Source organism: Campylobacter gracilis (assembly GCF_001190745.1).
Lineage (GTDB): Bacteria > Campylobacterota > Campylobacteria > Campylobacterales > Campylobacteraceae > Campylobacter_B > Campylobacter_B gracilis.
The window spans coordinates 2,190,635-2,213,669 of sequence record NZ_CP012196.1 but is presented as its reverse complement, the minus strand read 5'-3'; the positions used below and the strand labels follow the sequence as shown (position 1 = coordinate 2,213,669).

General features: G+C 44.8%; 15 protein-coding genes. 8 read left to right on the top strand and 7 right to left on the bottom strand.

Annotated features, from left to right (window positions below; genetic code table 11):
- Nucleotides 1-8: 8 nt before the first annotated feature.
- Nucleotides 9-203: a hypothetical protein gene (locus tag CGRAC_RS12115; RefSeq protein ID WP_407637291.1), complete on the bottom strand. Its 195-nt coding sequence runs from the start codon at nt 201-203 to the stop codon at nt 9-11.
- Nucleotides 204-240: 37 nt separating this feature from the next.
- Here CGRAC_RS12115 and CGRAC_RS12110 point away from each other — a divergent pair, with 37 nt between their 5' ends.
- Entirely contained in the window at nt 241-417 is a 177-nt protein-coding gene (locus tag CGRAC_RS12110) for a hypothetical protein (protein WP_005872771.1), read from the top strand.
- Between the two features lie 39 nt (nt 418-456).
- Here CGRAC_RS12110 and CGRAC_RS10925 read toward each other — a convergent pair whose 3' ends face one another.
- Genes CGRAC_RS10925 through CGRAC_RS10910 form a run of 4 tightly spaced genes read right to left on the bottom strand, consistent with a single transcriptional unit; the run spans nt 457 to nt 9,123 of the window.
- Nucleotides 457-2,040, bottom strand: a complete 1,584-nt coding sequence (locus tag CGRAC_RS10925; protein WP_005872769.1) for a hypothetical protein — start codon at nt 2,038-2,040, stop codon at nt 457-459.
- A gap of 55 nt (nt 2,041-2,095) precedes the next feature.
- Entirely contained in the window at nt 2,096-3,769 is a 1,674-nt protein-coding gene (gene ilvD, locus CGRAC_RS10920; RefSeq protein ID WP_005872768.1) for a dihydroxy-acid dehydratase, read from the bottom strand.
- A gap of 50 nt (nt 3,770-3,819) precedes the next feature.
- Nucleotides 3,820-6,645 (bottom strand): DEAD/DEAH box helicase family protein, encoded by a 2,826-nt coding sequence (locus CGRAC_RS10915; RefSeq protein WP_005872767.1) that lies wholly within the window; start codon nt 6,643-6,645, stop codon nt 3,820-3,822.
- Nucleotides 6,646-6,651: 6 nt separating this feature from the next.
- Nucleotides 6,652-9,123: a DNA methyltransferase gene (locus CGRAC_RS10910; RefSeq protein ID WP_005872766.1), complete on the bottom strand. Its 2,472-nt coding sequence runs from the start codon at nt 9,121-9,123 to the stop codon at nt 6,652-6,654.
- Nucleotides 9,124-9,497: 374 nt separating this feature from the next.
- Here CGRAC_RS10910 and CGRAC_RS10905 point away from each other — a divergent pair, with 374 nt between their 5' ends.
- From CGRAC_RS10905 to CGRAC_RS10885, 5 genes are all read left to right on the top strand, one after another.
- The gene (locus tag CGRAC_RS10905; protein WP_005872765.1) at nt 9,498-10,457 is read left to right on the top strand and encodes an ABC transporter substrate-binding protein; all 960 of its coding nucleotides are present in this window, start codon (nt 9,498-9,500) and stop codon (nt 10,455-10,457) included.
- Complete coding sequence (locus CGRAC_RS10900; RefSeq protein ID WP_005872764.1) at nt 10,451-11,248, top strand: ABC transporter permease; 798 nt, start codon at nt 10,451-10,453, stop codon at nt 11,246-11,248. The genes CGRAC_RS10905 and CGRAC_RS10900 overlap by 7 nt, the downstream gene beginning before the upstream one ends.
- On the top strand, nt 11,248-11,937 hold the full coding sequence (locus CGRAC_RS10895; RefSeq protein ID WP_172539840.1) for an ATP-binding cassette domain-containing protein: 690 nt from the start codon (nt 11,248-11,250) through the stop codon (nt 11,935-11,937). The genes CGRAC_RS10900 and CGRAC_RS10895 overlap by 1 nt, the downstream gene beginning before the upstream one ends.
- Complete coding sequence (locus tag CGRAC_RS11620) at nt 11,930-14,491, top strand: NnrS family protein (RefSeq protein WP_005872762.1); 2,562 nt, start codon at nt 11,930-11,932, stop codon at nt 14,489-14,491. Before CGRAC_RS10895 ends, CGRAC_RS11620 begins: the two co-directional genes overlap by 8 nt.
- Before the next feature lie 66 nt (nt 14,492-14,557).
- On the top strand, nt 14,558-14,887 hold the full coding sequence (locus tag CGRAC_RS10885; RefSeq protein WP_040304307.1) for a cupin domain-containing protein: 330 nt from the start codon (nt 14,558-14,560) through the stop codon (nt 14,885-14,887).
- 472 nt (nt 14,888-15,359) lie between these two features.
- Here CGRAC_RS10885 and recJ read toward each other — a convergent pair whose 3' ends face one another.
- Complete coding sequence (gene recJ, locus CGRAC_RS10880) at nt 15,360-16,940, bottom strand: single-stranded-DNA-specific exonuclease RecJ (RefSeq protein WP_005872756.1); 1,581 nt, start codon at nt 16,938-16,940, stop codon at nt 15,360-15,362.
- Nucleotides 16,930-18,561 carry a CTP synthase gene (locus tag CGRAC_RS10875; RefSeq protein ID WP_005872755.1) on the bottom strand — a complete coding sequence of 544 codons (1,632 nt, stop codon included), beginning with the start codon at nt 18,559-18,561 and terminating at the stop codon, nt 16,930-16,932. The genes recJ and CGRAC_RS10875 overlap by 11 nt, the downstream gene beginning before the upstream one ends.
- A 138-nt stretch (nt 18,562-18,699) precedes the next feature.
- Here CGRAC_RS10875 and CGRAC_RS10870 point away from each other — a divergent pair, with 138 nt between their 5' ends.
- Both CGRAC_RS10870 and CGRAC_RS10865 read left to right on the top strand, forming a co-directional pair.
- Nucleotides 18,700-20,148, top strand: a complete 1,449-nt coding sequence (locus CGRAC_RS10870; RefSeq protein WP_005872754.1) for a DUF945 family protein — start codon at nt 18,700-18,702, stop codon at nt 20,146-20,148.
- A 383-nt stretch (nt 20,149-20,531) separates the two neighbouring features.
- Complete coding sequence (locus CGRAC_RS10865) at nt 20,532-22,904, top strand: ribonucleoside-diphosphate reductase subunit alpha (RefSeq protein WP_005872752.1); 2,373 nt, start codon at nt 20,532-20,534, stop codon at nt 22,902-22,904.
- The last annotated feature ends 131 nt before the right edge of the window (nt 22,905-23,035 follow it).

Sequence of the window (23,035 nt, the reverse complement as noted above, 5' to 3'; positions counted from 1 at the left end):
TTTAAAACTTAATGGCAATGCGGTTTGTCTATATGTAACCTAATGAATTTGCTTGCTTGATCCTGGTGTAGACGCCAACACCATAAACACAGCAAGATCCACGTACGTAGCGAGAAATACGGCGGTCTAGTGAAATAATTAAGTAGGCTGCAACCAAATGCCAAATGTGCGCCAAAGCCTGCTAACAAACTGCCTACGATCACCCGAAATATCTAGACTTTACTCGCGGATAGGCGAAATTTGACCTCGTTCGCCATAAAAATCGTCGGCATCAAAGGCGAGACGCTAGACGAGATTGTAAATTTAGCCTACGACTACGCGGTAAACTGGCGCAAAGATAAGCTCTATACGAAGGAAAATATCAAAGCGATTTTTGAAATAGCGAATGATAAATTCGAAGATATAGTTAAAATTTGATATTACTAAAATTAGTATAAAGTTTTAACAGTATTTTATTTAGTTTATAATATTTTTCTCCGAAATCCAAAATCTATAATCATTTATTTTACTTTTATTTTGATCTTTTGCTACGACTTCTAGCCAATATCTGCCGTCTGATTTTACTTTTACGAGGATGTTTTTAAATTTTACCGTCGAACTTGGCATTTCGTCAGATATGCAAGTATATTTTATAAAATTTATGTCTTTATCCTGCGTATTTTTGCATTTATTGATATTTTCTAAATTTACGTATTCCGGTATATTTTCTTTTTTGATATCAAAGTCGGTTTGGTAATTCGCCAGACCTACAACTCTAACAAAAAATCCACTATTACTAGCAAATAGTAAAAATACTAAAGCCATAAAAGATAATACAAATAAAAGAACTCTGTATGCGAATTGTCTACTAATTTGAAGAAGTCTTATTAAAAAAGAAAGAATCGCCATAGAAACCACTATAAGAATGTATTCATCTGCATAGTTAAAATAAATAGCTATCAATATTAGCAAATCGGAAATAAATATTAAAAAAGCAGCTAGAAAAATATTGCTCAATTCATCTTTATTATCCCACCAAAATTTACAAAAAAAGTATACTAGTAATATTGCATGCAAACCTAGACATCTTCCAAATAAACAACCTATATCATTAAGACATCTATGTGAAGAATACGATAAATTTAATATGTAATAAATTAGTGGAAAAAGGGCCATTAATAGTATTGCAACAAAATCTACTCCTATAAAACAGTATTTGATTTTATTTTTACTTTCGTACCAGCATCTAAATAAAAAGTAATTTTGTAAAAATACAAGAATACAAAAATATAAAGTCAAAAATACAGCAATAGCAAAAACTGCAACTAAAGATATAGGTATGCTGCCTATAGAAATTTCCGGCACTCTTCTTAGCTCTAAAAAATATGGTATGCAAAGAAGCGCTCCAAAAACTACAAAATTTAATACAGAAAATATTTTATATTTTATACCTTTTGCTATGATTTCTTTTGCGTCGCTTAACATAGAATTTGAAACATGGCTTATATATGTTTTTTTGTCTTTGATAAATTTATCCGGTAAATTATTATAAATTCTATATATTTCACTCTCGTTTTTAAGAAATTTTGTATAAAGTTTCTTTTTATCCTCAATATCTATAGTTTTTATTGATTTTTTAGCAATTTCTTTTTGTGTTTTTAATATTCTAAGTATTTTTTCATAATCAGTTGATAGCTTCTTTATTGTATATATACTTATAGAATTTATACCATTTTCTTTAAGGTAAGTTAGTGAAATATAGATTTCATCAATATCCTTTTTTGATTCCTCTGATAAAAGATTATATTTATTATCCATTATGTCTTTCACATACGATCTGATTTTATCGATTTTGTTTTCGTATTTAATACATTTTGTCAGGAGGTTCTCTATACACTCAATTCCCCATCCTATACTTATTTTATGCTTAAATTTATCAATAATTTTATTTATGTTATGTGCATGGCACCATTGTTTATTTAGGTTTTTAAAATTTGAAAGCGCGTCTATCTCATCATCTACTAGTTTCAAATCCTTATAAGTAAAATTTCCCTCAAACATAAAAATCATTCCTTATTTAAATTTTTAAAACTACGATACCTGCCGATTTTAAATTCTACGCCTCCAAAATCGCTCCGTTGCTAGCGTTCGTTACTAGCTTGCGATACATTCGTAGCCAGCGAAACGGTAGTGGCTTTTCTATCGGCTTAAATTTAGCCCTTCGCGCGGCGATCTCTTCCTCGCTTAGGCGTACGTTGATCGCGTACATATCTACGTCGATATCGATGATGTCGCCGTCTTGTAGCAGTCCGATCATGCCGCCCTCGGCAGCTTCTGGGCTTACGTGTCCGACGCTTAACCCTCTCGTAGCACCGCTAAATCTGCCGTCCGTGATCAGCGCCACGTCCGCGCCCAGCCCTCGCCCCATGATTAGGCTCGTTGGGCTTAGCATCTCCTGCATGCCGGGACCTCCGCGCGGCCCTTCGTAGCGGATGACGACCACGTCGCCCTTATTTACCTTGCCGTTTGAGATGCCCTCTATCGCCTCGTCTTGGCTGTTAAAGCACACGGCCTTGCCGCTAAATTTGCGCTCACCTATGATGCCCGCGGTTTTTATGACACAGCCCTGCTCGGCTAAATTCCCAAACAAAATCGCCAGCCCGCCGACCTGCGAGTAAGCGTTTTCGACCTTACGGATGATCGATTCGTCTTTTATGGCGCTAGCTCCGACACGCTCGCCTAGGCTTTCGCCGCTTACCGTTAGCGCGTCTAGACCCAGTAGCCCGTTGTCGCGGCGCGAAATTTCATTTATTACGGCGCTTAGGCCGCCCGCGCGGTCGATGTCCTCCATGTGAATATTTGGCAAGCTCGGGCTGATTTTGGCGATGTGGGCGATCTTGCGGCTGATCTCGTTGAGCCCCGCGATCTGTAAATTTACCCCCGCTTCACGCGCGATAGCCAGGATGTGCAGCACAGTGTTGCTGCTGCCGCCCATCGCCATATCGACGACTAGGGCGTTTTGGATCGATTTTTCATTCACGATATTGCGGATTTTGTATTTTTCATCCAGCGCGATTTGGCAAATTCGGCGTCCCGCCTTGCGGATGAGCTCCTCGCGCTCTGGCGTAAGCGCAGGCACGGTGCCGTTGCCTTTTAGCGCGATACCCATCGCTTCGCACAGCGTATTCATCGAGTTTGCCGTAAACATCCCCGAGCAGCTGCCTCCGCTCGGACAGGCGGCGCACTCGATCTCTTTTAGCTCCTCGGCGCTGATCTCTTTGGTTTCAAATTTACCCACCGCCTCAAACGCCGTAGACAGGTCGATCGGCTCGCCTTTTTTAGTGTAGCCCTTTTTCATCGGGCCGCCGCTAACAAAAACCGTCGGTACGTTCACGCGAAGCGCGCCCATCACCATGCCGGGTACGATTTTATCGCAGTTTGGCATGCAGACCAGAGCGTCCAGGGCATGGGCGTTCATCACCGTTTCGATCGAGTTTGCGATCAGCTCGCGGCTAGGCAGGCTATAAAGCATCCCGCTGTGTCCCATCGCGATGCCGTCGTCCACGCCGATGCAGTTAAACTCAAACGGCACGCAGCCGTTTTTGCGGATCTCGTCTTTTAAAATTTCGGAGTATTTGTTGAGGAAAAAGTGTCCCGGGATGATCTCTATGAAGCTGTTTGCTACGCCGATAAACGGCTTTTCAAAGTCTTCGTCCTTTAGCCCGGTCGCTCTTAGCAAGCTTCTGTGCGGCGCGCGCGTATAGCCTTTTTTAATGATGTCGCTTCTCAAATTTGATCCTTTTTAATTAAATTTTTTGTGCCGATTGTAACTAAATAAAACTAAATTTTCCGCTCGGTTTTGAAAATTTCATTTATGCTTGAAAAAACATATTTTTCAAGCCCTTGTGGGATGTGCGGGTCTTTATTGTAGTAGGCGAGTTTTACAATAATTTTATTGTCATTAAATTCTAAATTTTTACTGCCGAAAATCATTTCAAACCCATTTGCTTTAAATCTCGCACCTTCGCCGTGTTTTAGGCCTTTTGGATCGACGAAAACTATCTCGTAAATCTCATCTTGTTTTAGCCAAAATATGAAGTCGGGATAAAATTTACGCCAAATTTGCTCTTCTTCATCAAAATACGGCACGTAAATTTCATCTACGTTTTGAACTATTTTACAAAAATTCCATTCAAAGCCGTCAAGCGCATTTAGACCGGTCTTTAAATCCTCCAAAAATTCTATTTCGCTTTTTTCGCTTATCGCATATACTATTTGCGCTTTATTATCGGCATCTATCACAAGTGGATTATAGTAATGGCGAGCCAAATTAGCATCTAGTTTAAAGCCTAAAATTTTACAATCCTTTTTATTTTGTTTTATTAAATTAGCAAACTCTCTAGACGTAATTTTTTTGCTTTCTAACTCATCTATAAGCTCATCTTCGCTTTTAGATTTCAATAAATTTAAAATCGCTTCGTTAATCTTTGATATTTCGTCTTTGTCAAACGTCGTGCTAAATTTTGTAAAATGAGAAATTTCATTTTCAACCTCTTTAAAACCTTTTAATTTTTTATTTTTAAATTTATGGAATTTATCTATTTCGCATAGTGTAAATTTCGGGTTTTGAAATTTTTCGGTCGCTCCACTAATTTTTATAAATTTTTCGTCTTTTTTAAGCGTTTTATTTATTGTGCTAAGTCCTAAATCGGGACTTTTTAACTCCGAGCTAAGTAGTAAAACGTCCAAATCGTAAGAGTTTATAAACTTGTTTAAATTTTTATAATCGGGGCGTGAAATTACATAGGGCTTTGATTCGCAGGCTTCGTCTTCATATTGGGGTAAAAGCAACGGTTTGATTGTCTGCGACTTTTTAAAGCCTTTTAAAATTTCACCGGTTTTAAATTGCTCCAATTCGCTCAAAATAGCCTCTATCGCTTTCGGGTCACTAGCAAAAACAAAAAGTGTTTCTGGACCGCTTGCAAGCTCTTTTAACCTTTCTTTTTCATCAAATTCCAAAGCTGCAAAATTACTTGTGTATTGCAAACGTCGTCGTTCGTTTTTAAAAGGTTCGATTCTAACGCCTCGTCCTATAGTTTGTGTTACGTATTTTTTTGCCGAGCGCGAGCCTATATTTATAAAACTTATCAAATTTACGCGGTTACTATCCCAGCCCTCGCTAAAAACTTTGCTTCCAAGCATTATATTTATCGGAGAATTTCGCTCGTTAATATGTGCGAAAAAACCGCTATCTACATCGATTTCACTTTGCACGCCAAGCTCGTTTAGATACTCTTTTTTCCAACCTTTCGTATCGCCGATATTTAGTAGCATAAAAGGCTTACCGGCGTTTTTACTTTTAAATGCCACCTCTTTATCATTGCCTTTGATTATGCAAGCCTCTAAACTTGAAATACCTTGTGAGTAAAATAGCTCTTCACGCATAGTTTTTGCATCGACATTTTTAACTATTTTTATAAATTCATCGCCAATTTTCTCGCCGCCGAAAACAAATTCAAGCTGATTTAAAATTTGGACTAAATTTTCAACTATTTTAGGGATATCTACGTCGTTTGTTAGCACCTTGCAAATAGCCTCAAAATACCGTTTTATGCCGGCATCCTGCGTATTTACTTTATCCGATACAGCGATGATTAGCGGCGCATGATAAAGGGCATCTGATAATCTTCGCGAAATTCGGCGATTTGAAATCTTAATCGACGTAAAAATTATAAAGCTTTGCAAAATTTGCTCTAAATCATCTAAATTTAGCTTATTTTCAAATATCGCGATATTTTTGCCATAGCCTTGGTCGTTAAATTTTTGTAAATTATAGTTAAATGCGCAGGTTTTTAGATCAATTCCGTCCGTAAAAGTCGCGCTAAAATTTAAGATAAATCCGCGAGGGAATTCGTCTTTTTTACCGCTTGCTAATTCGTTTATGTAGCCTTTTCGCACGGAATCGGTGCTGTCCCCTTTATGCGCTTCATCTAGTAAAATATACCAGCCGTTTTCATTTTTAAAATTTGCGTAATTTAGCCTTTTACCTGCATCTTTTTTACTCGTGTTTTCGGTACTTTCCAGCAAATCGCTACGGGCGATAAAAAGCGTCGTATCGTATAAATTTAGCCCGGAATTCGCGCTCTCGAAATCTTTTAAATCGCGCGCGTATATTTGCTCATTTTGATAGCGATTGAATTCATTTATTCGCTCTTTAAATTGGCTTAAAATCTGCTCGGTCGGCGCAAGAAGTAAAATTGGCTTTTTAGGTAAAATATCAAACTTAATCAGCCGCGAAATCGCCCAAATCAGTTTTATCATTACGATCGTTTTTCCACTTCCCGTCGCCATCCAAAAACTGGCGCGATTAATCTCGTGTGTATTTAAATTTGCGCCAAATTTACGGTAATTTTTAAGCAAAATTTCGCGCTCGCTAAATTTGCTTTGATTATTTGAACTGTGCAAATTTGCACTATCGCTACCTCGAATTTGATGGCTTGCGTAATAAAACTCTAAGATTTTTAGCGCACTTTTTACCGCGCTTTGTTGGTAATCGGTGAGCTTAAATTTAGAAAAATCGCTCAAATTCAGAGCGTCTGCTTCCGCGCTCAAATTTCGCTCTTTTAAAATTTCGGCTAGGATTAGTTTATCGGTCAAGATTTTCATTTTATTTTACTCCCACCAGATTAGGTCGCGGATTTTAGGAAATTTTGCCATATCGATGTCATCTTTTTGCATTATTTCACCGTTTTCAAATTCCGCGCACTCTACGTCGTCACGCGCAAAAATTCGTTTGATTTTCGCGCCAGTCAAATTTGAATAACTCAAAAAAATGTCAAATTCACCTCTGTATCCGACCATATCAAGGCACACTTTTTCACCCTTATTTAGCTTCTTTATGAGCTTACGTGATCTGCGATAATCTATTACACCGTTCTCATCTAGTGCGTATTCACACTCATTTAAAGCCTCTTCGTAACTTTCCAGTTCGTAGTATCTAAACGCTCCACCGCCTTTATAGCCAATGATATTAGATAGCGACGACCTTCTGGATTTATTCATAGCAAAAAAAGATTTATCTCCTGCTAAAACATTTTTCATCCTACCTAATAAGCCAAGTCTATACTCAAATGTTTTGCTTTCTTTGTTAAAACTTAAATACTTTTCATAGAAATGATTTCCCATTTCTATGCCGATCCATCTTCTTTTTAGTTTATGAGCTACCGAACAAGTAGTTCCGCTTCCAGTAAAAAAATCTAAAACTAAATTGTTTTGATTTGAGCTGGCTTGTATAATACGTCTAATCATATGTTCTGGTTTTTGTGAGCTATAAAAAGAAATATTTTCACTAACTCTCATCTCTGATTGCGTAAAAGAATATATATCGTTCCATATATCACCTACTGGATATATTTTTTCATTAGAAATATCAACACTTTGTAATTTTAATTTATCGTTTTCATATTGTTCAATTAAAAAATTATAGTCTTTTATTTTTTTGGGACAATTTGTTTTAGCCACAGCTATTAGATCTAGCTGACCTAAATTTAATTGACTTATGTTTCTGTTCGGTTTCCATAATTTATTAAATATACTATTTCCATTTTTTATAAAAAATATAGTCGAACTCTTTAGCGCAAAATTATTACCAAAGCTTTTATAACCAAACAAATCAGCTTCCTCGTCCTTTGTAGCATTTGTGTTAAAGGTTATTTTTTTACACTCATCAAAATTGAAAATTTCGTCTAAAAGCATTCTGCCTAAGAAGTCGGCATTCTCATCAAGGTGTAAATAAAAGCTCCCGCGATCGCTTAAAATTTCACGTGCTAGCTCTAGGCGGTTTTGCATTAACGTCAGCCACGTCGCATCTTGGAAGCGGTCTTTATACTCAAAGTCCGAGCCCGTGTTAAACGGTGGATCGATATAGATGAGATCGATTTTACCTTTATAACGAGGCATCAGAGTATTTAGCGCGGCAAAATTATCCGATTTTACTAGTTCGCCGTTTAAAATTTCGTCTAGATTTTCAAACCTGCTAAGCAAATCCAGTCTATTTTTATTGCTTAAAAATTTCGTATCGAGCGGTAGAAATTTAAACTTTTCAAATTCTGTTTTTAAGGTATCGGTGGTGAAATTAACGTCGACTAAATTTAACTCTTTCCACTCGGCAATTTGCTTGTCGGTAACGAGCGAAACATCGAAATTAGGGATTAAATCTAGCGTAAAAACGTATTGAGTATTTTTGGCGAATTTCGGTTTTAGCCAAATCGCTTTTAGCTCATTTTCAAATTTGGCGATGATCTCGATTAATTCAAATGCGATATTGCGGATTTTTTGTAATCTCTCAATCGCGTAAGACTGCCACTTATGTGTCTCGCTATCGCCGTAAAGATGGCTAAACATCCATAACTCGAACTGCTCTTTCAAAAAATTCTCGGCGTCTTTATGGATAAAAAAATCCACTTCGTTTTGCTTTTTGTAGCTACGAAATACCTTTTTAAGCTCGTCTTCGTCGATTTTAAGTAATTTTATCTCTTTTAGGAAATCGTCCGTAAATTCGCCGCTTCCTTGCTTAAAAACGCTTTTTAAGTCCTTAAATAGCTCGCTTTGATTCGTTACGTTTATTTTGATTAGCGAAGTTTGCGCCTGTGAATTCGCACCTTGGTCTAGTCCGGCGAATTTAAAAATTAGCTTTGATTTTACGTTATCGATTGAGCGGCGAAACTCGTCTGCGTTAAATTCCACTGCAAATTTAGCGTTTTCATCGCTTAGCGTCATACTTTTATATATAACGTCCGATTTTACGTAGTATAAATTTTGCGTTTTATAAAATAGGCTCGTGTCTTTAGAATTTGAGTAAATTTTTGCATAGATATTTTTATAAATAGGCGTATCGGTAAAAAACGGCGTGCCGGTTTCGTTTAGATAACTGTCGAAAAATGTGTAAAGCTTGTTATAAATTTCGTGTTCGTCAAAATCGTCCGTTGACGGAATTCGCTTATCTAAAATTTGCTTAATATGCTCAAAGTATCGCTCTTTTATGCTTAAAAGATTACCAAAACCGCTTTTATCTTTCGTATCCTTGATCTTTGCACCCAAGTAGCAGTCTTCTAGTTTTGAGTAAAATGCTTTTTTATAATCCATTGCAAGCCTTTTTAATTTAAATTATAACTATTTTTAAATTACGGATAGCTTTAAATACCTAATTTTGAAGCAGTTATTGGCATGCGAAAACATCCATTATAGCTGTCCTTTATCCCGTCGCTCTTAGCAAGCTTCTGTGCGGCGCGCGCGTATAGCCTTTTTTGATGATGTCGCTTCTCATTTTGTGTCCTTGAATTGAAATTTTCTCCATTTTAGCATAAAATTTTACCGCTGCGGGGCGTTTTAAATTTTAACGCATTAAAATTTAAAACCGGACTATTGAGCTTAATCAAACCGAATCACTCCTATTTTTGATATAATTGCACATCGATTATCAAAATCTTGCCGTTTGGCAGGAATGAAAAGAGGAGAATATGCAAAGAAGAAATTTCTTAAAACTAACGTCTGCGTTGGCGGCTAGCGGGCTTGCTAGCCCTCTTTTTGCAAAGGAAGCTTTTACTATCTACGGCGCGCCCGCGATGCCTAGCCTCATCATCGGCGTTGCGTGCATGCAGGGGCAGATCGGCAAAAAATACGACGCGAAGCTTGAGCTTTGGCGCGATCCCGATCAGCTTCGCGCGGGCGTAGCAAGCGGCGAGTATAAGGTTATGATGAGCCCTAGCAACGTGGGGGTGAACCTCGCAAATCAAGGGCGCAAGATCGGCATGGTAAATATCCTCACCGAGGGGCTAAATTTCGTGATGAGCAAAGGCGAGAAGATAACGGAATTTGCGCAGCTGAAGGGCAAAAAGATCGTCATGCCTTTTAAAAACGATATGCTGGACATCATCGTGCGAGCCATAGCGAAAAAGCAGGGCATTGGCGGGCTAAATATCGACTACACCGCTAGCCCCGCAGAGAGCGCGCAGCTGTTTTTGGCCAAAGACTACGACGTCGCGATCACGGTCGAGCCACTAGCAAGCGCTATGATCTTAAAGGGCAAAGTATCAGGCATCGCCGTGCAGCGAGGGGCAAATTTAAGCGATATGTGGGCGCAGGCGTTTTCGGTAAAGCCCATCATCCCGCAAGCAGGCATCATCGCCGATACCGATTTTTACGCCGCGAGAAAGGCAGATTTTGAAATTTTAAATGCCGATCTGGCAGACGCGCTTGCGTGGATCAAAGCAAACAAACAAAGCGCCGCGGCGATCGGGACAAATTTCTTTCCTACGCCGCCGCCTGCGATATTTATGAGCATCGATATGTCGAATTTGTGCGTCAAAAAGCCTAGCGAGATCAAGGACGAGCTTTTGAAATTTTATGAAATTTTGATGGAATTTAACCCCAAGCTCATCGGCGGCGCGATGCCTAAGGACGAGTTTTTTCTATGCTAAAAATCGATAAAATTCGCAAAGCTCAAAACCCCGTATTTTACGTCATAGACTATCTATGGGGCGGCTTTGCGAGCCTAGGGGCGGTGTGCTTTTTCATAGCCGTCTGGCAGGTGGCGAGCGAGGCTTACGGGCCGCTCATCCTGCCCGAACCCGCGGCTGTTTTTTCTAAGGCGTGCGAAATTTTAAAAAATTTCGCCGCAAACGATCTAGTCCTGTCGCTTAAGCGCGCGCTTGCAGGCACCTTTCTCGCGCTTTTTGCGGGGATTTGCAGCGGGCTTGCGGCAGGGTATTTCAAAAGCCTGCGAGCCTTTCTAAATCCGCTAATTACCGTGCTTCTTTCGACTCCGCCCATCGTTTGGATCGTGCTTGCGATATTTTGGTTTCATTTCGGCGATACAAGCGTGCTTTTTACCGTCGTTATCGTCGTCGCGCCGATGACTTTTGCGTCCGCGGCGCAGGCGATGGCTAGCGTGAGCGCCGAATACACCGAGCTTTTCGACAGCTACAAAAGCTCCTTTTTTAAAAAACTGCGCTACCTCTACGCGCCGCATCTAATCGAACGGCTGCTCCCTGCGATTTACGTCGCGGTCAGCAACGGCGCGAAAGTGCTTGTAATGGCGGAGCTTTTGGGCGCGAACGACGGCATCGGCGCAAAGATCGCCGAAGCGCGCGTCAATATCGATACGGTCGAGGTCATGGCGTATGTGTGCCTAGCCATAGCCTTTACGGCGCTTTTCGATTATCTCGTGACCAAGCCGCTTCAAATTTTACTGATGCCGTGGAGCAGATGATGCTAAAAATTTCAAATCTGCGCTACGAAATTCTGCGCGACGTTATAATTTCAGATTTTTCCTTGCAGTTGCGCGCGGGCGAAGTAAAGACGCTCTTTGGCCCGAGCGGCTGCGGCAAGACTTCGCTTTTGCGGCTGGTCTGCGGGCTGGAGGATAAAAAAAGCGGGCAGATCGAAAACGGCTTTAAGAAAATCAGCTTTTTGTTTCAAGAAAACCGCCTGCTGCCGAACCTCACGGCGCTTAAAAATATCGAAATTTTTAGCCCCGCGGGCGTGAGCGAAATTTACGCCCTTGCCGCAAAGATCGGGCTAAGCCCGAGCGATCTGAATAAATTCCCGCGCGAGCTAAGCGGCGGCATGCAAAAGCGCACGGCGTTTTTGCGCACTATCCTTAGCGGCTGCGATCTGGCGCTGCTTGATGAGCCATTTGTAGGTCTAGATCGCGATCTGCGCGGCGTGCTGATCGAAATTTTGGTCTCAAAGATCGAGCACGAGGGGCTTGCCTGCCTTTTGGTGACCCACGACCGCTTCGAAGCCGCACGCCTAAGCCACGAGATCATCGAGCTTGAGCCCAAAGGGATGGGGCTTAGGCGCATCGTGAGCCTGGACGAACCGCTAAGCGCGCGCGACGAGCAGTACGAAGAGCGCGTGGTAAGCGAGCAGTTTAGGGGAGTGAGCTATTATGAATAGAAATTTTATATTTAGTGCGCGCGAACAGGGAGGTTCCGCACGAAATTTAAACTTACGTTGCGGCCTATGCGCGAGCAAACGGAGCTTTGGTGCGCATCGCGATCCGGGCGCGGGCAGACACAGCCTCTCACAGGATACAGGGCGCTGCGATTTTATCACACCGAAATACGAACTGCGCAGCCGTGCGAACTGCGATTATAGCGTGAGCGTGCTATTGAACGGCGCAGGGCGCTGCGATTTTGCCGCGCGAAATTCGGCGAAATTTAGCGGTGATGCATACTGCGGCTCTAGCGCGAGTACTTACTTGCGGCGCGTTGACGCGAAGCAGGGCGTTCATTTGTACTACAAATTTGGCGCGAACCGAGACGCCTTTCCGCGTTGCAGTTTTGATGCGTGCGGATTGAGCGCCTATCGCTCGCTGTTTTGCGATGCAAGTGGGCTAGGTAGCGAGCAAAATCCCGCTCTAGGCACCTTTTGTGCGGTGCGGAATTTTTTGATTTTACACGACGCGTGCAATTTTAAGAATTTTGGCTCCGTAAATTTAAAGAAATTTAACCTCGCTGCCTCGCAATTTGTAAATTTAAAAAAGCAAATCCGCGCCGGCGAAGGTGCTGACAAGAGCGCTAATCCGCGCAATTTGACGGGTTTTGGGCGCGAAGCCCCCACACCGCGCAGATTGGGCTTCGAAAGTAAAATTCTCGCGCCGCGTAGTTCTTACTTTGAGAGCGAGGCCGGCACGCTGTGCAGACCTAGCCTCTGGCACAGGCACAGAGGCTGCGAAGCCGCACGAAATTTCAGACGTTCCGCCCCCGATTTCACAGAAAATTTTAAAAATTTTGCTCGGAGCCTAGAGACAGAGCCCGCACAAAATTTCAAAATTTTCGCTTTAAATTTTATACGAAATTTTTGGAATTTCGCTCGCGGCAGGGAAGCTGGGTCTATGCAAGGTTTCGGAAATTCGGGCCGAAATTTTGAGCCGAAATTCCCGCAGAGCGCTAAAAATTCCGATCGAAATTTAGAGGCGGATCCTGCGCAAAGTTTCAAAAATCAAAACCTCGCGCAGGACTTCTCACAAAACGGTAAAAGCTACGATCAAAATTCCACTCAGGGTTTTTCGCAAAGCGGCAGAAACTACGAGCCAAATTCCAAACCGAGCTTTTTGCAGAACATTAAAAATTCCGAACGGAATTTCCCGCTAAGCTTCTTACAAAGCGCCAAAAATTCCGATCAAAGTCAAAATTTTAAATCCGCGCGCGCGCAAAGCCATGCCGAGCCGAGTTCTGTTCAAACCTTCTCGCAGAGCTCTAAAAATTCCGATCAGGATTCCAAAGTTAATTCCACGCAAAACCAAACTGAGCCCGTTTCGTCGCAGGAGCTCAAAAATTCCGAGCCGTGCCCGGCGCAGCGGCTAGGCTTTTACGCGCCTAAATTTAAAGGTGAGCGCGCGAGAAATTTTTTCTCCCATCCGATGCGCGCCTTCGTTCTTTGCGCCTGCTTTTTTGCGGCGCTAGGCGCGCTTAGCTTTTTAGCACCCGATGCACTGGCGATCGATTATGTCGCCGCTCATAAATTTTATTTTCTGTTTTTGGCGCCTTCGTGCATCTACGCGGCGTTTTTGCTTACCGCGCTGCCCGATTGGACGAATTTTGAGGGCTCGCTAAAGCCCGTCTCGCTCGCCTTTGCCGCCTGCCTGATCGCAGCTTTTATCGCGAGCTTTTTAAATTTACGGCTTGCGGCTGCGATTACGGCGCTGTTTTGGGCGGTATTTTTCATCTTTGCGGCATGGCTTTTGTGGCTGGATAAAAACTCGAATAATTTTAGCATCCTGGCAGTCCTTGCGGCGTTTTGCGCCTGCTCTGCCGCCTATGGCGCGAGCGAGAATGAGAAGTTTTTGCTTAGCTTCGTGCATATCAACGTCGCGGCAATCGCCGTCGTAAGCTACCGCATAAGCGTGGTAATCGGCAACGAAGCGCTAAGAGAGGCGGGGCTCAAAGACGCCGTTTTTATTCCAAATTTTATCTACAAAAATTTAGCCGCTTTCCTCGCCTTCGCTTTGGCGCTCGCGACGCCATTTTTAAGCGAGCCGGCGTGCGGATTTATCGCGCTTGGCATTGGGTTTTTGTTTTTGGCGAAACTTCGCGAGCTTCACTACGTCGAAATTCTAAGCCGCCACTATATGGCGTTTTACTACGCGTTGCAAGCTGCGTGCGCGGCGGGCTATGCGTGGTTGGGCTGGGAGCTGATACGCGGGGGATACGCTGCCGCGCCGCTGCACGTCATCGCGATCTGCTATATCTACGGAGCGATACTTTTCGTGGGAATGATCGCCGGCCAGCGCCACAGCGGAATTTCGCCGCTAAACTTCCCGCGCCTAAGCCGCGCGGCGCTCGTTTTGGCTCTGAGCGCGGGGACTTTAAGAGCCGTTTTTGCGGGCGAGAGCTTTGTTTTATACGTGATGATCCCCTCGGCGCTTTTCATCGCCGCAGTCGCGCTATATCTGATAAATTTCATCCCGATCTTTCTGAAAAATCCTTTCAGCGCGGATCCGGATTGATAATCATCAAAGCGGATTTGCCAAATTTTGGCTAAAATCGATCAAATTTCATTTCAAGGAGAGCTTATGCAACACATCAAAAATATCGATGCCGCTAAGGCCGTAGAGCTTGCTTCGCTAGTCGAAGTGGCCCCTCATAAGGTGATTTCGCGCACCCTCGCGCAAAATCCTGCGCTGAATATGACGCTTTTCGCCTTCGACGGCGGCGAGGAGATCAGCTCGCATAAATCCGATGGCGACGCGTTCGTTTACGTGCTTGAGGGTGAGGGCGATTTCACGATCGACGGGCAGAAACACCGCGTAAAAGCGGGGCAAAGCATCGTAATGCCTGCGGGCTTGCCGCACGCGATCTCGGCACCCGCGCCGTTTAAGTGGTTTTTAGTAGTGGTTTTTTAGCCTCTGAGTTTAGGGCGGGTCAAATTTTAAATTTAGCCCGCCCGCCGCTTTATAAAATTTTATCCGAAATTCCATTCGCAGGGCTTCTTCTGTCTGTTTCAGACCATTTTCACTCGCCCTCGCAAAATTTTAAAATTTAGAAACGTTTAAATTTTACTTTTACCGCGCACAAAAATTTCGTCTGTTTTGCAAACCGTGCGGGAGCTGAAAATAACACATCGCGTTTGCGCGCCGTACCGAGCCCGAAATCGCACGCTTGAGCTCGCATCGCAAGTCAAATCCATAGCTCGCGCATTAAATTTCAAAGTCGCGCCGAGCGTGCAATACATATCGGGCGAGTAGAGTAGACGGGCGCTGTAGTAGGGCGAACCCGCCGAGTGCGCAATGCGCGGCCTAGCTCATAGATCGAGAGTTAAATTTAAAGGCCGTGTCCTGCGCGAAATGCACGCCAAGCCGGCCTAAATTTTAAAATTTAGCTTTCGCTCGGAGCTAGCTCCTTGATGATGAGCTCTGGCGTGATCGTGCCGCGGAAGTTGTTTTTGCTAATCGTAAAGATCACGTCGACCCGCTCGCCCGCGCGCGGCAAAAAGTCGTAGTTAAAAAACAGCGCCTCGACGCTGCCGCCGTTTTTATCAAGCGCCATTTTGATATGCTTGCCCTCCTTGCCGATCTCCCTGATATTGCGGGCACGCGCGCCTTTGATACAAAAGAGCGGGCGAGGATTTTTCTGCCCGTACGGCTCGTAAAATTCTAAAATTTCAAGCAGCTCGAAGTCTATCTGCGACGCGTCCAGCTCGCCCAGCAGATCGTCTTGCGCGCTAAAATCGCTCAGATCCTTAGGCGTAATGCGCTCATTTACGCGCCGCTTAAACTCCTGAAGCAGCGCAGGATCGATTCCCACGCCCGCAGCGCCCTTGTGTCCGCCGAAGGTCGTTAAAATTTCGCTTTGCGAGGAGATCAGCTCTAAAATGTCGAATTTACCGATGCTGCGCGCGCTCCCTTTGGCGCGCGAGTCGCTTACGCTAAAGACGATCGCGGGCTTTTTGTAGGTCTTGCTTAGGCGGCTTGCGACGATGCCGATGATGCCTTCGTGCCACTGCGGACCCCACACGACGATGACGTTGTCGTTCGGATCGACGCTTTTTACGATCTCGTCGTAGAGGCTTTTCTCCTCCTCTTTGCGCGAGTTGTTGATGGAATTTATCGTCTCTAGGTAGTGGTTCGCCTCTCTAATATTTTTGGCGCATAAAAAGTTATACGACATCGTCGCATCGTCCATACGCCCCGTGCAGTTGATAAGCGGCGCGATCGTGTAGCTGATATCGTCGAATTCGAAGTGCTTTTTAAAATAATGCTCTTTAATCGCCTTGAAGCAGGCGCGGTTTGAGCTATTTAGCCGCTTGATACCGAAGCGCAAAAGCGCGCGGTTCATGTCGCGCAGCTCCATCATATCGGCGATTATGGCGATGATGAGGATATCCATCGAGCTTGCCATATCGTAGTTCACGCCGAGGGTTTCTTTTAGCGCGCCTACGAGATACCACGCTACCTGCGCGCCGCAAATTTCGATATTTGGGAAGGTGCAGTCAGGCTGCTTCGGATTGATTATCGCATAAGCTCTTGGCAGCACGGGCGGGGGCATGTGATGATCGGTGATGATGAGATCGATCCCCTTTTGGGCGCAAATTTCGGCGGCTTCCGTCGCGGAGGTGCCGTTATCTACGGTGATGATGAGATCTACATCCTCAAGCTCGCCTATGATCTCGCTGTTTAGCCCGTATCCGTCGGTGAAGCGGTTCGGGATCTTAATGACGTACTCCGCGCCTATTTGATTGAAAAAATCGCTCATTATGACGGTGCTTACGATACCGTCGACGTCATAATCGCCGACTACGGCTATGCGCTGGTTTTCTTCGATGGCAGTTTTTATGCGCAAAGCCGCCTTATAGGTATCTTTCAGATCGCAGGGTAAGGGAATTTCAGAAATTTTAGTATGCCGATCGTTCGCAAATCTCGATTTTAGAATTTCCCTTATCTCATTTTTACCTAGCATTTTTTATAGATGCTTCGATAAAGCCCAAAATAGCGGGATTTGGGCGCACTAGACGGCTGGTAAATTCCGGGTGAAACTGCACGCCCAGAAAAAACGGATGGTTTTTTAGCTCGACCGCTTCGATAAGCCCGTCGCTCTCGCCGCAGACGATAAGCCCGTGCTTTTCAAACTCGGCGCGGTACTTCGGATTGGCTTCGTAACGGTGGCGGTGGCGCTCGCGGATGGTCTTTTGCTCGCCGTAAATTTTACCCAAAAGCGAGCCTTTTTTGACGTCGCAGTCATAGCCGCCCAGCCGCATAGTGCCGCCCATAGGGGATTTGTGCGTGCGAATCTGCTTTTTGCCGCTTGCGTCGATAAAGCTGTCGATGAGGTAGATCACCGGATCTTCGGTTTGAGGGTCAAATTCCGAGGAGTTGGCGTTTTTCAATTTTAAGACGTTGCGCGCAAACTCCACCATCGCAAGCTGCATCCCTAGGCAAATTCCCAAAAATGGCACCTTATGCATCCGCGCGTAGTTTATGGCTAAAATTTTACCCTCTACTCCGCGCGAGCCGAAGCCGCCCGCGACTAAAATTCCGTTTACGTCGCGGAAAATTTCATCCACATTGCTCGCTTCAATTTTTTCACTATCTACCCACTTTAAGCTTATCCGCGTATCAAGCGTCGCGCCCGCGTGGATGATCCCCTCGGTGAGGGATTTGTAGCTTTCTTTCAGATCGATATATTTGCCGACGAAGGCGATCGTAGTTTCGTTCGTAGGCACGATGACGCGCTTAACGAGGCTGTCCCAGTTGCTCATATCGACTTCGAGCTTGTTTAAGCTTAGAGTTTCCGCGATCGGCGTTAAAATATCTTGCTTCAAAAACGCAAGCGGGATCTGATAGATGCTCGCGCTATCGGGGCTTTCGATGACGCAGTTTTTATCCACGCCGCAGCTTAGCGCGATCTTATCTTTAAGCGCGCGATTTAGCGGCATTTCGGAGCGGCAGATTATCATATCGGGGCTGATACCGATGCGGCGCAGCTCGCCTACGCTGTGCTGTGTGGGCTTGGTTTTGAGCTCGCCTGCTACCTTGATGAAAGGCACGAGCGTGAGGTGGATATTCATCGTATTTACTCTACCCAGCTCCACTCTCATCGCGCGGATCGCCTCTAAAAAGGGCAGTCCCTCGATGTCGCCCACGGTGCCGCCGATCTCGACGATCAGCACGTCGTTGCCCTCGCCCGCCTTTTTTATGCGGCGCACGATCTCGCCTACGATGTGAGGGATAACCTGGATCGTTTTGCCCAGATAATCGCCCCTGCGCTCCTTTTCGATGACGGAGCTGTAAACTTTGCCCGTGGTGAAATTGTTGTCTTGGCTTAAATTTTCATCCAAGAACCGCTCATAATGCCCAAGATCCAGATCGGTCTCCGCGCCGTCGTCGGTGACGAAAACCTCTCCGTGCTCCAGCGGGCTCATGGTGCCGGGATCGACGTTGATATAAGGATCCGCCTTTAGGATACGCACTTTAAGCCCCGCGTGCTTTAAAAGCGTCGCGATCGACGCCGCCGCAATGCCCTTACCCAGCGAGCTCAGCACTCCGCCGGTGACGAAAATATATTTCGTTTGTTTTGCCATAAGTTTTCCTAAATTTTGATATTAATGCCGCGATTATAACTTCTTTTAGGTTAAAGCACACTAAGCTAGAATTTGAAAATTTTAGAAATTTACGGCAAAATACGCACCTAAATAAATTTTAAATTTAAAGGAGAGATGATGAAAAAGATCATCGCGGCTTTAGTGGTCATCGTAGCGCTTATAGTGGGCGTTTTTGTAGCGACGAAGGACGCTAAAACGGGCGTAGCTAAAAGTGTAAACGATAGCATAACCAAAACGGTTGACGGTGCGGTCGGCAAGAGTGCCAGCGCGGCGATTGAGCAGCAGATTGCGGAATTTATCGCTAGAAACGAAATTTTCGAGACTAAAAGCGCTAAATTTTATCCGGGAGATAGCAACTCAAGCGGCTTTATCGAAGGCGTAGTAAAAAAAGAGAAACTGCAAAAAAGCCTTGCTGAAGGCTTTAGCAAGCTAAAGGAAAAAGCAGGCGCGCAAGATAGCAACGATACGGACGAGCCGGATCCTGCTAAAATTTTCCCGGAGGATTTTGCTTTTCGCTATGACTACACTATCAAGCATAGCGTAAAAAATGCTGCGGATGGATTTGAGAGCGACGGAATTTTAACGATTAAGACGCCATATTACGCAGAGCCTTGCAAGAAGCTGTTTAAGACTGACGCGCCGCTTAGCACGCATCTAAACTACGGACCTACAGAGGTTAAATTTAGCGCAAAGCTAGCCGATATAAATGTGCTCGAAGATGGCGGAATGGGGCGTCTTGCAGGCCTTAGCCTAAACGGCACGAGCGATATGAGCGGAAAAACGATAAAAGCCTTGGGTTTTAAAATCGGTGAAATTTTTATAGACGACGGCAAGGATTCGGGTCTTGATATAAAGGATCTTATCTATGAGGCAAACTTTAAAAACGGCATCCAAGATCTAGACGATAATATAACCAAGCTCTTTTTGAATGACATAGATTTTGCAGGCAGCACAAAAGAGCTCGTCGTAACTGTAGATAAGCAGCGCTTCGTCGTAGTTACGGATATGAGCACAGAAGGTAGCTACCGCGTAAAAGATGGAATTTTAAATTTCAACGAAAGCGATAAAGCCCAAAGCTTAAAGATCGCCGATGTGCTAGTGCGAAACATCCATTTAGGCGTCGATACCAGCTTTAGCGCCGCACTTTTCGAAAAATATCTGTCTGTTGTCTCAAATCCGCAAGAAGGCGAAAAATTAGCGGAAAATAAAGAGCTTTTTATGAAGCTGCTAAAAGATGATATGAAAATCAACGTGAATGATTTTTCGTTTGAAAATAGCCTCGGTAAGAAATTTGCTTTTAACGCAAGCGCGCTAGTAGGCGGCTACATCGACGAGACGCAGCTTTTTAAGCGTATGAGCTTGGATGGCAAAGCTACGATAAATACGACCATCACGGACTTCTTATCGCCTTATGACAGCTTGCGCGATTTTGCGCCGATGGCGGAAGTTTACGGCTCGCAGTTTCTTAAGCCTGATGGAGATGGGGTTAAGATGGAGTTTAGCTTCGATAAAGCAAGCAACTCTATGATCTTAAACGGAAAGCCTATCCCACTACCGCACAACTAAATTTTTAAGCTTTGCGAGCAAATTTTAAATCCGCTTGCAAAGCTCTTTTTATTTCTTACTTTCTCGGCGCAGAATTTCGCAAAGCTTCGCGTAAATTTTTACCTGCATAATTTCGCAGCGGCGCCATAAAATTTCGCTCGAATTTTACCATATCATTGCCGCCCGCTTCGCTAAATTTTAAAACTTACAAGCCAAAATCTCATATTTGCAATGACAGATAGGCTTAAGCAATTTTGGCTATAATGCGCGCTTTTGCAGCGCAGCTAGCGTAAATTTAAAAGACGGCGGAGATGAGCGGCATTTATTACGCCGCCTCTTTTGACGACGTATTTTATATTGGGAAACTAACGCTAAATTTGCATTTTTAAATTTCAAGGAACGATATGAAAGTAATCAAACGCAACGGCAGAACCGAGGAACTTGACGTAAGCAAGATTAAAAAATACACGAGCGAGGCAGTGGAGGGTCTGGAAAACGTAAGCCTTAGCGAGCTTGAGGTGGACGCAAAGATCCAGTTTCGCGATATGATCACCACGGAGGAGATTCAGCAAACCCTCATCAAAACCGCAGTCGAGAAGATCGACGTGGACCGCCCGAACTGGACTTTCGTCGCCGCGCGGTTATTTTTATACGATCTATATCACAAGGTAACGGGCTTTAGCGGCTACAACAGCCTGGAGGATTACTTCGCTCGCGGCGAGGCGGCGGGTCGCATAATGCTCGGCTTAAAGGAAAAATACGATCTAGAGGATCTAAATTCTTACTTGCAGCCGCAGCGCGATTTGCAGTTTAACTACCTCGGCATCAAGACGCTTTACGATCGCTACCTCATCAAGGATAAAAGCGGCGCGCCGATCGAGCTTCCGCAGCAGATGTTTATGGCGATCGCGATGTTCCTTGCGCAAAACGAGCTTGATTGCCAGAGCTGGGCGAAGAAATTTTACGATCTTATATCTAAATTTGAAGTCATGCTCGCGACCCCTACGCTTTCAAACGCCCGCACGACGCGCCATCAGCTAAGCAGCTGCTACGTGGGAAGCACGCCTGATAATATCGAAGGGATTTTTGATAGCTACAAGGAGATGGCGCTTCTGAGCAAATTCGGCGGCGGTATCGGCTGGGACTGGTGCAAGGTGCGCGCGATGGGCGGTAGCATCGACGGACATAAAAACGCCGCGGGCGGCATCATTCCGTTTTTAAAGATCACGAACGACATCGCCGTCGCCGTCGATCAGCTGGGCACGCGCAAGGGCGCTATCGCCGTGTATATCGAGCCGTGGCACATGGACGTGAGCGACTTTTTAGATCTGCGCAAAAACTCGGGCGAGGAGAGGCGCCGCGCGCATGAAATTTTTCCCGCGCTGTGGATAAACGATCTGTTTATGAAAAGGCTTCAAAGCGGCGGCAAGTGGACGCTATTCGATCCTGCAGAAGTAAGCGATTTGAGCGATCTATACGGCGCGGAATTTGAGGCGCGCTACGAGCAATACGAGGCCGACGATAAAATTTCAAAATCCACCATCCTGGCAAAGGAGCTTTGGAAGAAAATTTTAACGAGCTATTTTGAGACGGGCATGCCCTTTTTGTGCTTCAAAGATAACGCCAACCGCATCAATCCAAACGCGCATCAAGGCTTGATCAGGAGCTCAAATTTATGTACGGAGATCTTTCAAAACACGGCGCCGAACCACTACAAAATCAAAGTCGTCTTTGCCGACGGCAGCGAGAGGCTGTTTGAGGAAAACGAAGATGTAAGAACCGACGCGGGCATCGTAAAAAAGGCGAAAAAGATCACCGCGCTAGACACGCTGGGCGGCAAAGAAATTTTTATCGTAGAAAAGGGCTGCAGCGAGGGCGCGACGGCGGTTTGCAACCTCGCAAGCGTAAATTTAAGCAAAATCAACAGCCGCGAGGAGATAGCTCGCGTGATGCCGATCGCCGTGCGGATGCTCGATAACGTCATCGATCTAAATTTTTACCCGCACGCCAAGGTCAAACACACCAATCTAAAAACGCGCGCGATAGGGCTCGGCGTAATGGGCGAAGCGCAGATGCTGGCCGAGCGCGGCGTGAAGTGGGGCAGCTACGAGCACTTCGAACTGATCGATAGGATAATGGAAAACGTGAGCTTTAACGCGATCAAGGCAAGCTCAAATTTAGCCGTAGAAAAGGGCAGGTACCCTGATTTTGCGGGATCGAAGTGGAGTGAAGGAATTTTCCCGATCGATTTAGCGAACGAAAACGCCAAAGCGCTCGTTAAGCGCGGCGGGCTCTTTGAGCAGAGCAGCTGCGACTGGGACGGACTGCGCGAGAAAGTAAAGCGCGACGGCATGCGAAACGGCTATCTGATGGCGATCGCGCCGACATCGAGTATCAGCATACTCGTAGGCACCACGCAGACGATCGAGCCGGTATATAAGCGCAAATGGTTCGAGCACAACCTAAGCGGCATGATCCCGGTCGTCGTGCCGAATTTAAGCCCGAAAACGTGGCAGGCATATGTGCCTGCGTACGAGCTCGATCAGCGCCTGCTCGTAAAGGCGGGCGCCATCCGCCAAAAATGGATTGATCAAGGCCAGAGCCTAAATATCTTCATGAGCCTAGACAAAGCTAGCGGCGGCTATCTGAGCGAAATTTACACGCTTGCGTGGCAGCTGGGGCTAAAATCGACCTACTATCTACGCTCCGAAAGCCCAGATAGCGAGAAGCTAAACAACGTCGCGGATCGCTCTATTGAGTGCGAGGGGTGTCAGTGAAATTTTAAGAGATTTTGGAATTTTTTAAGAGCCGCCATAAAATTTTGTAAAAATTTAAGCGTTTAAGGTCGATAGCAAAGCGAAAGTGCTTATTAAAGAATTCTTTGCCTTTCGAAGTAGTTTGATTTAAT